At 42.3% G+C, this 14684-nt stretch carries 16 protein-coding genes; 8 read left to right on the top strand and 8 right to left on the bottom strand.

The window, feature by feature from the left end:
* The first annotated feature begins 51 nt into the window (after window positions 1-51).
* The 4 genes from QWV57_RS01765 to QWV57_RS01750 all read left to right on the top strand — a co-directional run bounded on the left by QWV57_RS01765 (window position 52) and on the right by QWV57_RS01750 (window position 3651).
* Window positions 52-954, top strand: a complete 903-nt coding sequence (locus tag QWV57_RS01765) for a glycine betaine ABC transporter substrate-binding protein (RefSeq protein WP_301100205.1) — start codon at window positions 52-54, stop codon at window positions 952-954.
* Window positions 955-970: 16 nt separating this feature from the next.
* Window positions 971-2098, top strand: a complete 1128-nt coding sequence (locus QWV57_RS01760; protein WP_301100204.1) for a betaine/proline/choline family ABC transporter ATP-binding protein — start codon at window positions 971-973, stop codon at window positions 2096-2098.
* 224 nt (window positions 2099-2322) lie between these two features.
* Entirely contained in the window at window positions 2323-2952 is a 630-nt protein-coding gene (locus QWV57_RS01755) for an ABC transporter permease (protein ID WP_033024563.1), read from the top strand.
* Between the two features lie 342 nt (window positions 2953-3294).
* A complete protein-coding gene (locus QWV57_RS01750; RefSeq protein WP_190300182.1) occupies window positions 3295-3651 on the top strand; it encodes a hypothetical protein in 357 nt (118 codons plus the stop codon).
* 58 nt (window positions 3652-3709) lie between these two features.
* Here the strand turns inward: QWV57_RS01750 and QWV57_RS01745 are convergent, their stop codons facing one another.
* The 6 genes from QWV57_RS01745 to QWV57_RS01720 form a co-directional block, all read right to left on the bottom strand.
* Window positions 3710-4621 (bottom strand): hypothetical protein, encoded by a 912-nt coding sequence (locus QWV57_RS01745; protein ID WP_301100203.1) that lies wholly within the window; start codon window positions 4619-4621, stop codon window positions 3710-3712.
* 6 nt (window positions 4622-4627) lie between these two features.
* Window positions 4628-5110, bottom strand: a complete 483-nt coding sequence (locus tag QWV57_RS01740; protein ID WP_020756630.1) for a hypothetical protein — start codon at window positions 5108-5110, stop codon at window positions 4628-4630.
* Window positions 5111-5260: 150 nt separating this feature from the next.
* Complete coding sequence (locus QWV57_RS01735) at window positions 5261-5932, bottom strand: response regulator transcription factor (protein ID WP_020756631.1); 672 nt, start codon at window positions 5930-5932, stop codon at window positions 5261-5263.
* 25 nt (window positions 5933-5957) lie between these two features.
* Window positions 5958-8222 carry an ATP-binding protein gene (locus QWV57_RS01730; protein ID WP_301100202.1) on the bottom strand — a complete coding sequence of 755 codons (2265 nt, stop codon included), beginning with the start codon at window positions 8220-8222 and terminating at the stop codon, window positions 5958-5960.
* 6 nt (window positions 8223-8228) lie between these two features.
* Window positions 8229-8384 (bottom strand): competence pheromone ComX, encoded by a 156-nt coding sequence (gene comX, locus QWV57_RS01725; protein ID WP_013144165.1) that lies wholly within the window; start codon window positions 8382-8384, stop codon window positions 8229-8231.
* Window positions 8385-8403: 19 nt separating this feature from the next.
* Window positions 8404-9267, bottom strand: coding sequence for a polyprenyl synthetase family protein (locus tag QWV57_RS01720; RefSeq protein WP_050483815.1), 864 nt, complete (start codon window positions 9265-9267; stop codon window positions 8404-8406).
* A gap of 434 nt (window positions 9268-9701) precedes the next feature.
* Between QWV57_RS01720 and QWV57_RS01715 the strand changes: the two genes are divergently transcribed.
* The 4 genes from QWV57_RS01715 (at window position 9702) to QWV57_RS01700 (ending at window position 12475) form a co-directional block, all read left to right on the top strand.
* Complete coding sequence (locus QWV57_RS01715; protein WP_013144163.1) at window positions 9702-10394, top strand: lantibiotic protection ABC transporter ATP-binding protein; 693 nt, start codon at window positions 9702-9704, stop codon at window positions 10392-10394.
* Between the two features lie 15 nt (window positions 10395-10409).
* Entirely contained in the window at window positions 10410-11156 is a 747-nt protein-coding gene (locus QWV57_RS01710) for a lantibiotic immunity ABC transporter MutE/EpiE family permease subunit (protein ID WP_033005348.1), read from the top strand.
* Between the two features lies 1 nt (window position 11157).
* Window positions 11158-11946, top strand: coding sequence for a lantibiotic immunity ABC transporter MutG family permease subunit (locus QWV57_RS01705; RefSeq protein WP_020754733.1), 789 nt, complete (start codon window positions 11158-11160; stop codon window positions 11944-11946).
* Window positions 11947-12040: 94 nt separating this feature from the next.
* Complete coding sequence (locus tag QWV57_RS01700; RefSeq protein WP_033005353.1) at window positions 12041-12475, top strand: NisI/SpaI family lantibiotic immunity lipoprotein; 435 nt, start codon at window positions 12041-12043, stop codon at window positions 12473-12475.
* An 86-nt stretch (window positions 12476-12561) separates the two neighbouring features.
* On the opposite strand, the gene QWV57_RS01695 is transcribed toward QWV57_RS01700, so the two are convergent.
* Entirely contained in the window at window positions 12562-13980 is a 1419-nt protein-coding gene (locus QWV57_RS01695; protein ID WP_301100201.1) for a HAMP domain-containing sensor histidine kinase, read from the bottom strand.
* Window positions 13967-14665, bottom strand: a complete 699-nt coding sequence (locus QWV57_RS01690; protein WP_081212839.1) for a response regulator transcription factor — start codon at window positions 14663-14665, stop codon at window positions 13967-13969. The genes QWV57_RS01695 and QWV57_RS01690 overlap by 14 nt, the downstream gene beginning before the upstream one ends.
* Window positions 14666-14684: the final 19 nt, after the last annotated feature.

The raw sequence follows: 14684 nt of genomic DNA, 5'->3' as shown, positions 1-14684 counted from the left end.
CTTTTTTCATCCCCCTTTATTTGTATGACAACAGCCGAAAAAGGAGGAATTGTGTTGCGAAAATGGATTCGATCTTTGCTCGCTGTCGGGCTTGTGTTTGGGTTAGCGGCCTGCAGCGAAACGAGTGATGCGAAAGGGAAAATCGTCATTAGCGGGAAGAAGTTTACCGAGCAGGTGATTTTGACGCATTTGTTGGCCGAATATGTGAAAGCCCATACGGATTTGGATGTTGAAGTGAAAGACAGTTTAGGCGGCGCGTTTATGTTGCAGCAGGCCATTGAAAATGGCGATGTCGACATGTATGTCGAGTACACAGGGACAGGGTATTTGAACATTTTAAAACAGCCGTACGACCCCAAAAAGACGCCCGAACAAATCTACAATGAAACGAAGAAATTATATAAGAAAAAATACAACATCGCTTGGCTCAAACCACTCGGATTTAACAACACCTACGCCTTGGCGTTGCGCAAGGATCTTGCCGAGAAACTTGGGGTGAAAACGCACTCCGATTTGGCCAAACACTCGTCCTCCCTCACCTTCGGGTCGGACGCCGAGTTTTTTGAGCGAAGCGACGGCTATGACGGGCTTGTCGATACGTACGGGTTTCAATTCAAGAAAAAAGTGACAATCGATCCGGACTTGCAATACGAAGCGGCGAAAAATGGGGAGATTGACGTCATCACGGCCTATACAACCGATGCAAGAATCAAAAAATACGATTTGGTCGTGCTTAAAGATGACAAACACTACTTCCCGCCGTACCACGCCGTGCCGATCATCCGCCAGGAAGTGCTCGATGCCAATCCGGGTCTGGAAGAGAAGCTGAACAAGTTGGCCAATATTTTAACCGATGAAAAGATGATGGAACTCAACGGCCAAGTGAACTTGGAAGGAAAACGGCCGCGCGAGGTGGCGATCGACTTTTTGAAATCGGAAGGACTGATCGACTAGAAAGCGAGGAATGTGGATGATTCGATTTGAGAATGTGACGAAACAGTATGAGGACGGCTTTGTCGCCTTAAAAAATATGAATCTTGAAATCCGCAAAGGTGAGCTTGTCGCCTTGATCGGGCCGAGCGGGTGCGGAAAAACGACGACGATGCGGATGATCAACCGCTTGATCGAGCCGACATCGGGCAAAGTGTACATTGACGGGCAAGACATTTCCGAGCTCGACCCGGTTGAGCTGCGGCGCAACATCGGCTACGTCATCCAGCAAATCGGCTTGTTTCCGCACATGACGATCGCGGAAAACATCGCGCTCGTGCCGAAGTTGAAAAAGTGGGAAAAACACGTCTATGAAAAGCGGGTGGATGAGCTGCTTGAGCTCGTCGGATTGGATCCGTCCACATTCAAGCACCGCTACCCGTCAGAGCTCAGCGGCGGCCAGCAGCAGCGCGTCGGCGTCGTCCGCGCCTTGGCGGCTGAACCGGATATTATTTTGATGGATGAACCGTTCAGCGCGCTTGACCCGATCAGCCGCGAGCAGCTGCAAGATGACATCGTCCGCCTGCAGGAAGAGATTCAAAAAACAATCGTCTTTGTCACCCACGATATGGATGAAGCCATTAAAATCGCCGATCGGATCGCCTTGATGAAGGACGGGGAAATCGTCCAGTTTGCGACGCCCGACCAAATGCTCCGGCGGCCGGCGAACTCGTTTGTCCGCGAGTTTATCGGCGAGGATCGGCTGCGGACCCGCCAGACGGCCGTGCCGACGGCGGAAGATTTAATGTCGGCGGACGTCGCGACGATCTCGCCGCGCCGCGGTTTGGCCGAGGCATTCCGATTGATGAAAGCGAAAAAAGTCGACAGCCTGGTCGTGGTCGATAAAAAGCAGGCCTTTCTCGGCATCGTGACGCTGAAACAAATCGAGGAGCGCTATCGGGAAGAGCATTTGTTAGTCGCCGACATCGCCGATTACGATGTGACGACGTTGGCGAAAGAAGCGGACGTCACGAACGTCGCCGCTCTGTTCCAAGACCCTGATGTGCGCATCATTCCGGTGCTCGATGGCGACCGTCTTATCGGGGGGATTACGCGCTCGAGCATGATGCGCGCACTCGCGGAGTGGACGTTTCAGCAACACGCATAACGGGCAACGGAACATGCGCAGGCAAATCACAGCCGGAAAACTCGATGCCGCAATCGCCTCGCTTGAACAACATGCCTCATGTTGAAAAGGAAAAATGGCCTCGAGCGGTTTGTCAACGGAATTCGTTCTGCTTGCGAATAAAAAGGGATGACCGTTTTTATCTGAACTTCTCACGACGAAGCAGCAGCCATCCGCTGCCGCTTTTTCCGCCAAGGAGGGATACGATGGAATTGTTGCAGACGTTGATCGAACGAAAGAATGATATTTGGATCGCCTTTCAAGAGCATGTGCTCTTATCCGCTATCGCCATGGGCATTGCGATCGTCATCGCCGTGCCGCTCGGCGTCGCATTGACGCGGCATCGCAAACTCGCCGAGCCGATCATTGGCGTGGCCGCCATCATTCAGACGATTCCGAGCCTGGCGTTGCTTGGGTTTATGCTTCCGATTTTCGGCATCGGCAAACTGCCGGCGATCATCGCGTTGACGCTGTACGCCTTGCTTCCGATTTTGCGCAACACGTACACCGGCATTCTCGGCGTCGACCCGGCGCTGGTGGACGCTGGCCGGGGGATGGGGATGACATCGCGGCAAATTTTATGGATGGTTGAACTTCCTCTCTCGCTTCCCGTCATTATGGCTGGCGTGCGCACGGCAACGGTGCTGACGATCGGCGTCGCCGCCTTGGCGACCTTCATCGGCGCTGGCGGGCTTGGCGACTTGATCGACCGCGGCTTGCGCATCGCCGACAAAAACTTGATTTTAGCCGGCGCCATCCCCGCAGCGATCTTAGCGATTGCCTTTGACTGGCTGCTGCGCAAAGTCGAAAAGAAAGTGACGCCAAAAGGGTTTTGACAGGCCACCAGATGTTGACTTCTTCCATACTCTTCAGGCAACCAACAAACACAGTGGCCCTGACGCAAAACTTCCTAAGATGGAAGCCGTCTTGAAAAAGGTGTCCTCCAACAACTATTGTTGAGCTGATTTTTCATTCAATCACCAGCCTTCTAGGCATGAATATGCCCCATTAAGGCACGCGTATTTTCACTGAAACAAGTTCCTTGGAGAATTTTCTCTCCAAGGAACAGCTCCAAGATATAAGCCACTAAACTTGAGTATGGTCTGTAGATGAGCAAATTCACTAACATAAATAACATAAATTGACAACCAAACAAAAAAGGGGTTCATCACCAAAAGATGTACTTGACTTTTAAAGATAAACATGATAGCAATGTTGCTCAAAGAGATGTGTGGTATAAAAAGGAAAAATGCTATTTTGATTGTCTTTATCATAATCGTCTTTCTTTGTCAAGTACACTTTGTGGTGAAGAGCCAAATGTGGCTCTTCACCAAAAGTTGTACTTGATTTTTTCTGAACATACTCTATTTACGCTTGTGAGGGAAAATCAACAAATCAGTGATTTTTGCACATCTTTGGGCAGGAAACCGTATTGCTTGTCAAGTACATGTTGTGGTGAAGAGCCAGCAAATGAACGTTTTGGAAAAATCAAACCGCTTTTTGCCGTTTCTTTTCACGCAAAATTTCAGACTTAATCAAATTTTATACATCATTACTTCGTTTATAATGTGGGCTTTCATTGAAACAGAATTGTTAAAAACTTGTGAATAACTCGGTGTCTAAACTTTTATTAATTTCAATATTTTTTGTTTTTATTGATTCTTTAATGGTGCCTGAGGAATCAAAAACTTCCATTTGTATCATTATTCCAGTGTTTGGCTCTATATTTAATTTGAAAGTTTTTGCGTTATATCGTTTTGAATACTCACTATTCAGTTTACCTTCTATTACTACCGTCTTGACTCCTGCTATATTTTCCTGCCCTGTGATATCCCATCGTGCATCATCTGCTAAAAGTCCCATTGCTATATCTTCTGGAAATAAAGAAGTCTTCGCTATTCCCATATAGGACGGATCTATTCTGTGTATGTAGGCTTTTTCTCCATCTACTGTAGTAATCCGTTCATGGATGGTCGTGTTTTTTAAATAATTACGTTCCTTTTCACTCACTTTTCCTACTTTTACGATAGTTTTTATAGGAACATTGCTTTTAGTAACACTATTCGTTTGATAATCACTAGAACCACTATTGTAATTAATCAAATTTTCTCCATCATATACGCTCACTTCATAGCCTGGTTCAGCTGCAGTAGTTATACCATTCTTATTTTCCTTAGCCAGTCCGCGAACTTTTTCATAAGATTTGGGGCTGTCAGAAAGATCTGTTTGATAATCTACACTGATATGAAAATTACCTGATTCACTAAAATATTCAAACGATCCTTTTGCTGTTTTATAATGATCAATAGAATTTAACATCAAGGTTTGAATTTTAGTTTTTTGTTCATCTGTATTTTGCACTTTTACTTTTTGAATATTTGCGCTTGCCTGAGCCACGTTGTCTTGGCTTCCAGCAATATCTGTACCATTATATACCACTAATGAAACGGCTAATACCACACTAGCAACTCCAGCAATCAAAAATTTTTTCTTCAAAGCACTCACCCCTAATTAATAAGTAATTTTTGTAGCATCTGCTCCCACATTTCCTAACTTGGTAGTTAAAGATGTGTTAATTACAATCATATGATTCCACTCTTTATGGGTTTTAAGAAAATTCCAACCACCAGGTGCTGTATTTTGATTAATATACACAATACCGCCAAACTCATCTATTTGATAAGCTGTTCTTGGATTTGTAAAATCTTTATTGTTTAAGTAGACATAATGAGCGGCATTTTTGTCGTGTGCATAAAATCCCCAAATATACGCATAATCAGTATCAAAGCCATTAACGGTTGCCGAAACGATCCGATAATCATTGTAGTATCCAGAACCTGTCTTGTAGGTCCAATTTCCCTTTTGTTCACAGTATCCAGGGGCACTGCTTAAAGCATCATTATCAACGATATCAGTAGCTGCAAAAGTATTAGTTGAGAAGAAAGTGAATCCCATAACTAGCGAAAGAATAGATAAATAACCTTTTTTGAACATAAAATCCCCTCCCTTGTTCGATTTTTTATGATTCCTAATACTATAAAATGTAAATCAAAACGATCATTTTTTCACCGCCAACTTGTGTCGGAACCCCGCCATTTTTTGACGGTGCGCCCGCCAATTTTGGCGGACTAGACAAAAACGCCCTCATCCATCCGATGAGGACGTTAACAACATATAATGCTCTGGAATGAGTCCCAATTGTTTTGCTTTTTCCACCGCTTCTATCCGAGAAGATACACATAATTTTGAAAAAATACGCGATAGCTGTCTTTCTAGGCTCCGCTGGCTCATGCAGTGCTTTCTTGCAATCTCTTTATTGCTTAAACCGTTGGCAACCTCTATCAATATATTTTGTTCAAACATGTCGAGCGCGATATGTTCCTCCTCTTCTTCCATCCTAGCTTTCACTTCGAAAAGCCGCAGCTGGCGCAGTACATGCACAGGAATAACCGCCTCATCTCTTAACGCACAGCGAATCGCCGTCACTAATTGCTCGCTTGATGCGGTTTTACTGACAAAGCCTGTAATGCCTGATTCAATGAAATAATTTAAAAAAGGAACAATATCATATCCGGTATAGATGACAATTTTCGCATTTGGCTGTTTTTGGAGAATCCGCCTGCTTAATTCGATACCGCTCATATCCGGCATACGCCAATCAAGCAAAAACACATCATATGTACGTTGTTCCATCATCTGTTCCGCTTCTGTGCCAGATGTAACAAGTTCTACTTGGAAATCTTGTTCGCTCTCGAGCATATTCTTTGTCCCTTCACCAACAAGGCGATGATCATCGACAACCAAAATGTGAATCATCTAGTCATTTCTCTCCTTCCTATGCTTATAATGGAATGGTGATCCGTATATCTAGCCCCTCGCCAAGTTGTGATGTCATCTCGCAAGTTCCACCTAAGCCTTGCACACGCTCTTTTATGCCAAACAAACCAAGCTTTCCATCATAATGATTTAATTTTTTCATGTCTATACCTATACCATTGTCAACATAATGAAGTTGAACTTCCTCATTTTGAGTCTCCAATGTTAGTTGAATATACGATGCCTGCGAATGTTTCAGCGCATTGTTTAATAATTCTTGGATCATCCGATATATTGCAAGTTCTCGTTCTTCATCTAATTTGGTTGATACATGAATATTCCACTCCACTTTGATATTTGAACGCAAATGAAATCTTCTGATTAATTCGGCTAATGCTTCTCTTAATCCGACTTGTTCCAAAAACGGCGGTCTTAATTCATGGCACGTTTCTCTTGTTACATCAATCATATCTACGATTTCTTCTTCGATGTCGTTTAGCTGCTTTTTCATTTCTTCCATACGCATATTTTGAAAGCGCAAGCTCTCCACTTTTCGTTTTAAAACAATTAAATCTTGAAGAATCGTATCGTGCAAGTCAATGGCTAACTTTCTTCTTTCCTTTTCCGACCATTGAAAGATCAAACGAGTGAGCCAAACAGAATGGCTTCTTTCCTTTAAATTGTCTAACTCTTTGATGAAATCCTCTACTTTTAACATATTTTCAATCGTGACGCTGGCATAATAGACAATGGTGGATAACCAATCTTTTTGTTCTGCCCGAAATGGAATGGGATGTTTCTTTTTTCCTATCAATAGTAAAGGACTTTGTCGGAATGAGCCTACAAAAACCGCAAACAAACGCTTATTTTCAATCATTTTTCCAATCGAAAGTGGTTGACCATCCATCTTTTTGATTAACTTCATCCACTCTTTTTCATCGCAATGAAAAGGGGCTTGCCTATTTTGGACCGCCAATTGTACAAAAGCCAGATTCTCTATATCTAATACTTCCCTCACTTCTTTTTCCAAGCATTGGATGACTTCTTGCATATTTCTTTGTTTTTTTAATGCTTCACCGATTCGATATATACTTTCTTGATAAAAGTTTTTTTGTACATATAACTTCGTTCTTAATGTTCGATCAAAATATCCTTTTGAATAGAGAACAAGGATATTGATTACATAAATCAGTAAAAACAACAAAGTGAGTTCAGCAAATCTCCTTGCTTCATGAACAAATTTGGCATAAAGCAATGTAACAAGAAAAGCCGGAAATAATGATAAAAGAGCATAGTATACAAAGTGATTGATGGAAAACTGCAATCGAAATAGCCGATCCGTACAAATCAAATAAAGAAAGACGGAAGGCAACACAAAAAACGAAGTAACGGTTAATTCAGCTGGTAGTACCCATTTTCCAATGATTAGAACGGGGAGATCATAAAATAAAACAAATGGTGCGGCAGATAACCCAATTGCGAAAAACACCCCTTTAACCGTATGTCGCTGTTCATCTTTTTTAAAATAAACGAATCCTTTTCCTAACAAAGCGAGAATGATGACCATGTTGATAAAAAATGTCGTCAATAGCACTTCCGCTTCACTTATCGAACGAAACGATAAAGACTCGAGTGAGACAACAAACATCAAAAAGTTAAACCCATAAAGGGAAAAGACAATTTTTTTCGCAAACCACACTTTCTTTTCTTTTTCAAAATAATGATAAACGAAATGCAAAAAGACAGCAGGCAATATTAAAAATATACCGTTAAACATTTGCCGTCCAAACGGTGCATATTTCGCTGATAAGCTGGCACTTATATAACAAATCCCTATCAATAATAAAAAGCAAATAAGCACGGTTGCCGATTTGTCATTCGGCCGCAGACGAAGCAAAAAAATGCTTAAACTAATAGCGAATAGAAAAAAACCCGCCGGTAAGGCAATATAATACAGCCATTGTTCCGTTCCATGCGATTTATAGTCAACCTTCAATGTTTGGATTTGATTTTCTCTCTGAATCGTTATTGTTTTCGCTTGTTCAATTGTTTTGTATTCCCGGACAGTAAAATGGGAGAGCGGAGGCTTTCCATCCACTTTCAGCACTTGATCATTAATATGAATACCATGTTTTTTTGCCCAACCAAACTCGTAAATATCGTTAACAATAATATCACCATTCTTGTTTTCTATTACATCCATACCAATCAATGGATGCCTAACATTTAAAATGGTTAAATATAGCGCTGCAATCAAAGCAACAATCATCGCAATGACTGTTCGATTCATCTTTACCTACTTCCAATATCCAAGCGGCTCCGTCGATTCACTAAATACCTTTACAACCGCTTTTACCTCTAACTCACTTAAACCGATCAAGCTCACCGTACCATTTTGTAATTTTTCGATGACTTCTGGATGTTCTACTAAAAAGCGAATGATTTCTTGCATCGCAGATCTCCCTCCAACATTACAAAATCATTGTTTTCAGTACGGATTTGTACCTATCGTCTACATCCAGTTTCTCGATTTCTTGCAAAGCCTTTTCCTTGTAAATCTGGCTTATCACTTTAGCATAATAAAACGCTCCTTCCTGTTCCATTTGCTGAAGTGCTTTTTCTTTTTGGACATACATCCGATCGTAGTCTATATCGTTGTTGAAATACTGCTTCCACAAGTTATTTTGTTTGCTTTCTAGCATATACAAAATCGGAAGCGACTTTTTCTTTGCTTGAATATCCGCTTTTTTATCCCAGTTGTATAGCGCATCAAGATCATTGTCGATTTGTGCTGCAATGCCGATGTAGCGAGCATATGTTTCAATCGCTGCGATGTCCTCTTTTCCTGCTAATAATGCTCCGATGACACAAGCCATCGCAACAAGAGAGCCTGATTTTTTCTCTACCATTTTTAAATAATCTGCCTCTGTTTGTACGTCACACCCCACATCAAGCTGTTGTCCGTGTACACTTTGCAACAAGCAAGACGTAACATATGACAGTGCCTTTAATTTTTTATTACTAGAAATCGGTACATTCGCAATCGCTTGCTGACCAAGCAGCAAGAACCCGATCGCAATATGAAGAGGAATAGCTGTATCCTCGAAACGATCTTGATCGACTATATCATCAAATAAATCCCCAGCAATCACGATCAATTCAATAGCCGCTGCGATATATGTTGAGTGATCTCCTTGTATCGAAAACAAGTCATAATGCAAATAAGCCAACCGCCCAAACAACAAATCGCTCCCTTTCATATGTTGCTCGATTGCCACGAGCATGTGCGCTTTCAGTTGTGGTTCCGACACCAATTGTTCCACGATTTCTTTCATTTGTTTCGCTATTTTTTTCTTTTTCACTCATCCTATCGCACCTTGAACAAATATTTACAAATAATATTGGACAAATTCAATGAAATTCCTTCCTGAAAAATAAAAAGACTTGTCCAAGATTGTGACAAGTCTGGTAAAAAACATCATCCATGTGTTCTTTTGGCTCTTCACCACAACATGTACTTGACAAGCAATACGGTTTCCTGCCCAAAGATGTGCAAAAATCACTGATTTGTTGATTTTCCCTCACAAGCGTAAATAGAGTATGTTCAGAAAAAATCAAGTACAACTTTTGGTGAAGAGCCATTCTTTTCTTATAAAAACATTAGATTGAGTCATTAATATGAGAACAGCACGGATCTAACAGTCCTATTCTTGCGCTTATGCCAGTCAAGAACCGCCTAGCATGTTCCCATTATGAAAGGAGAATGAACATGGAAGAGTATATGTTAGAAACCCGTCATATAAGCAAAGCGTTTGGGAAACAACTCGCGGTGGATGATGTATCCATAAAAGTCAAGAAACATACCATTTATGGATTGCTCGGGCCAAATGGAGCGGGAAAATCCACTCTTTTAAAAATGCTGACAGGGCTGTTGCGTCCCACAAAAGGGGAAATCGTCATCAACGGCCATCCTTGGAGCAGAAAAGTCCTGAAAGATATCGGCGCACTGATCGAATCCCCGGCTCTTTACGGCAATTTAACAGCCTATGAGAATTTACTCGTTCACGCCAAATTGCTTCATTTGCCCGACTCGCGAATCCAAGAAGTTTTGAACATCGTCGGCTTAGAAAATACGGGGAAAAAGAAAGCATCTCAATTTTCCCTTGGCATGAAGCAAAGGCTAGGAATTGCCAAAGCTCTTTTAAACCATCCAAAACTGCTCATTCTCGACGAACCGACAAATGGCTTGGACCCATTAGGCATCCAGGACTTGCGAACACTCATTAAATCGTTTGCCGAAAACGGGATCACCGTCATCCTATCGAGCCATATTTTGTCCGAAGTCAAACAATTAGCCGATTACATTGGCATTATTCAAAACGGAAAACTCAGGTACGAGGGGAAAATAGACGAGAGTCAAGATCTCGAAAAACTCTTCATCGATGTTGTGAACAAGCAATGAAGGAGGATGGGAGTCATGCTCAATATGTTCCAGTCAGAACACTTAAAATACAAGCGAACGTTTGCCAAAAAACTTATATTCATCGCTCCGCTTTTCTTTGTCCTGTATGCCATGATCACCATGCCAACCATGAATTCAACGCGCCATTATTTTGAATACACGGTATTTAATTGGTGGCCGTTGATTTTTGTTCCCATTGGAACGGCCTTGACTGCTTCCCTTTCAGTGTCAAGGGAGAAAAAGTCCGGAAACGATAAAGCGCTGCGTTGTCTCGACATTAGCATTGTGCGTCTATGGTGGAGCAAAATCGCCGTCATCGCCTATTATATGTTGCTCTCCACTATCGAGCTGATCGTCCTGCTTGTTTTATTGAAATGGTTTTTGCCCAACAGCCTCTCATCCGCTACTGTCGCGGTGTTTGCCAGCTTGGTCATTTGGATGAGTTCTTTATCCTATATCCCGATCGGATTATTTATCGCCGAGCGGTTCGGGATGGCAGCCTCGATCCTTGTCAGTGTCATCGGCCTCGCCTTAGGGGTCGTCATGGCTGCACAGCCTTACTGGCTGTTCATTCCATGGAGCTGGGGAATGAGGATGATGTGCCCGATCGTCGGGGTTCATCCGAACGGCGTTCCTTTGGAAAAAGGGAATTCGCTATTGGATCCTTCTGTCATTCCAATAGGCCTAACGACTGCCCTTGTCATGTTTCTGTTGCTATCTTTTCTGACCGCCGTTTGGTTTTCGCGAAAGGAAGTGCATTGACATGTCGTTTCTTCGCCTTCTGTCATCCGAATGGATCAAAACGAAACGCACAGCAGTTCGGATCATGGTCATCATCATACCAATCCTGTATCCGCTCTTTATGGTATGGTATTTTTCGCACTACCGACATTCCGTGTTTTGGCAGGTGAAAATCTACCAAGGTTTTTTCGAAGTGATGACCGTTTCCTTGCCGATCATCATCTCCTTGCTTACCGGACTGATGTCCTATCAAGAAGAAAAAGCAGGAAATTTCATGAACATCTTGGCCGGCCCTGTATCCAAAATCAAATGGTATGTTGGCAAACTCACGCTGCTCATCTTCATCGCATGCGCGGATATCTTGCTGGCGACGATGGTTATGCTCTTTGGAATGAAATACGTACTCAACGTCGCGCCCATTCATGATCACTTATTTTTGCAAGGAGCCATGCTCTCGATCGTGGGCTCACTGATCCTTTTTTCCTTGCATCTGTTCATCAGCCTTGCCTTTGGAATGGGAGCATCGATTGCCATCGGGAGCGGCGGATTTCTCATTTCCGCCCTTATTGGCGCAACGTCCTTAGGCGATCATATATGGAGCTATGTTCCTTGGGCTTGGGGTGTTCGCCTCTCACAATTTCCGATTTTGATGATGCCCGAAGTAAAGCAAGCATTGGGGGCGCAGTTGTTCAATTCCTATTCGCTATCATTGTGGGAAGGGATGGCCTATGCCCTTCTAGGCTTTATCATCGTGACCATCATCGGTTCAGTCTGGTTTCATCGTTGGGAAGGAAATAAACCACATGAATGAACCCCCGTGGTTCTCTTTCAATGGGATGTTCAAAAAGGAGGGGCCGAAAAGCCTTGATAAATCAACATTTCTAGAGGGAGGTTTTAGAGTGGCGATGAAAAACTTCCTCTTACCCCTCATGTTGATCGGGATCCTCTTTATAGGAGGTTGTTCACTTGTCAGCGACTTAAAAAAGACAGCAACAAAAAATATGGAGATCGATCGGAAATTGCCAAAATATGAGTTGAACAAAGACAATTTGCAAGAAATTCACTATCAAGACCGAACGTACATCATTCAGGCAGCAAAAGTAGATCGACATCAATTGCACAAACCAATCGGGAAAGTAGCGGAGACGATCACCATCAATGAGCATCATCAAATTTTGAGCAAAAAAGAACTGCGAAAGATTGAAATCATTCCCGATCAAAAAGACGAAAAACGAACTCACTTAAACTTCGGATGGGTTTACAGCATCAAAGGTGTAAATCCGGACGAAGAAGTGGCTGTTACGGTGAACCACCAATTTCTCATTGCGAAAAGAAAATAGAGGCTCAGAGATGGGCTAGGGAAATCGGAATCTCCCTAGCCGCCTTCCGTTCTCTACAACAGCGGAAAAGCCATGAGATGGAATGATCAATCAGCCAGCTCCTGAATATAAAATTCAACGGTCGCGCCGCCTTTTTCGTTGTTGTATGCCCAAATTTCACCGCCATGATGATTGACAATTCGTTTGGCAATATACAGCCCTAATCCAACATGATGTTTATACTGCTGATCTTGGTAAAAAGGCTGGAACAACAACGACGTATCGCTTTCTTTAAACCCCGTTCCAGTATCGGAACAGCGAAAATAGATTTTACGCTCATCCCCCTCTTTTTCATCATGCACTTCCAACTTGATTTCTCCGCTTTTGGTAAACCGCAAGCTATTGTATAAAATATTGTCCAACACTCTCATTAACATCGCTTCATCAAGGATGTAACATGATTTTTGCAAATTCACATCAAAGCAAATATTTATCGATTTTTGATGATAAACCATTGTTGTGATCTCTCGTTTTTTCTCATCAAGAATTTGCCTTACATCCACTTCTTTTGCATTCAGTGAGAAGTGGTCATTCTCCACTTTATAGAGCAACGACAAATTATCTGTCAACATGGTCATCTTCCCACAGTTTTTGCGAATAATCTCTAAATGGGGAGTGAGATCAAAGTGGTCCAACTTTCGCAAGTCTTGAATCAAATCAATTTGTCCTTGGATGACCGTCAACGGGGTTCGGATATCATGCGCGATCGATGATACCATCATTCTCCGTTCGTCATCGGTCTTGGCTAAACGTTCCACCATTTCTTTCAGCGCACTGATCATGGTATTAAAGGAATCCTGGATTTTCATAAATTCTTTTCTTTTCAACCCTGAGACTTGAAAATCAAAATCCCCGCTTGCAATGTGATCAGAAGCCTGAAGCAGCAACCTGACATTATGAAACAATGATTTGTACAGCCTTGATGTAAAGAAAATCAAATAGACAATAAAAAAGATCAACGGAGAAATAAGGAGCAAAGCATAAATCAACACGGCTCCGAAGCGATTTTGATTGTTAATGATAAACCCGAAAGGCGCTTTCAACACATACACCGCCTGAATGGCGTTATCATGTTGAACGGGAATGAACCGATACACATAGCTTCCTTTTACAATCTCACGGTTGATCACTTTGCTCATATCCACTTGACCGTCTACAATTCCGCGATCGCCATACAGATGCTTGCCGCTGATGTCTACAACTTCTCCTTTTATCTTTTCGCTGTAACGATGGATGGGAATGAGTCTCCCCTTGAAAATAGCTTCTTCGTTTTCTTTCACCTTTTTCTCAATCAAATCCAAATCTTTCACGAAATAATTGGTCGGTTTCACCACATGGTTGGTGGTTAATGTCATAATCAAATAGATGATGCATATATAAGTAAAGGCCGAAGTAATCGCCGTTGCCAGCACAACTTTCACAACTAACAAATAAAAATCTCGTTTAATCGTTTTATTGTTTTTCATCGGTCACATCCCATTTATAACCGAGCCCATATAATGTTTGAATATAAGAGGTGTCTGGATCGACGGCCTTGATTTTCTTTCGAATATTTTTAATGCTTTCTGCCACCGTGTCTAACTGGCTTTCAGAGTCAATCCCCCATACTCGTTCAAATATTCGTTCTTTCGAGAAAACGATCTTTTGGTTCAGCATCAACAACTTCACAATCTCATATTCTTTTTTTGTGAACGGCAATTTCTTTCCTTTACAAAAGACCTCATTAGCCAAAAGATCAATCGTCATATTTTTAGAACTCAAAAGATATCTCTCGTTCGAACGAATCCGTTCCTCCCTTCTTAAATGGCAATCAATTCTCGCCTTTAACTCCTTTAAGCTGAATGGTTTAGTGATGTAATCATCTCCACCGATCGCCAAAGCTTGAACCTTATCTTCCTCCAGCGTCTTTGCGCTGACAAAAACAATAGGGACATCGACGCGGTCACGAATCAAGCGACACAACTCCATTCCGTCAATTCCTTCCATCATGATATCCAACACAATCAAGTCAAAATCGTTGTTCATCATCTTCAACGCTTCTACACCGCTATGAACCGTTTCTACCTGATAATGATGAAGCTCCAAATATTGCTTGATTGTGCAGCAAATATCTTCATCATCATCAACAAGCAAAATCTTCTTTTTGTTCATGTTTTGATCCCCCCATACA

The sequence above is a fragment of the Geobacillus zalihae genome (genome assembly GCF_030414215.1).
Classification (GTDB): domain Bacteria; phylum Bacillota; class Bacilli; order Bacillales; family Anoxybacillaceae; genus Geobacillus; species Geobacillus zalihae.
This window is presented reverse-complemented; position numbering and strand designations above follow the sequence as displayed.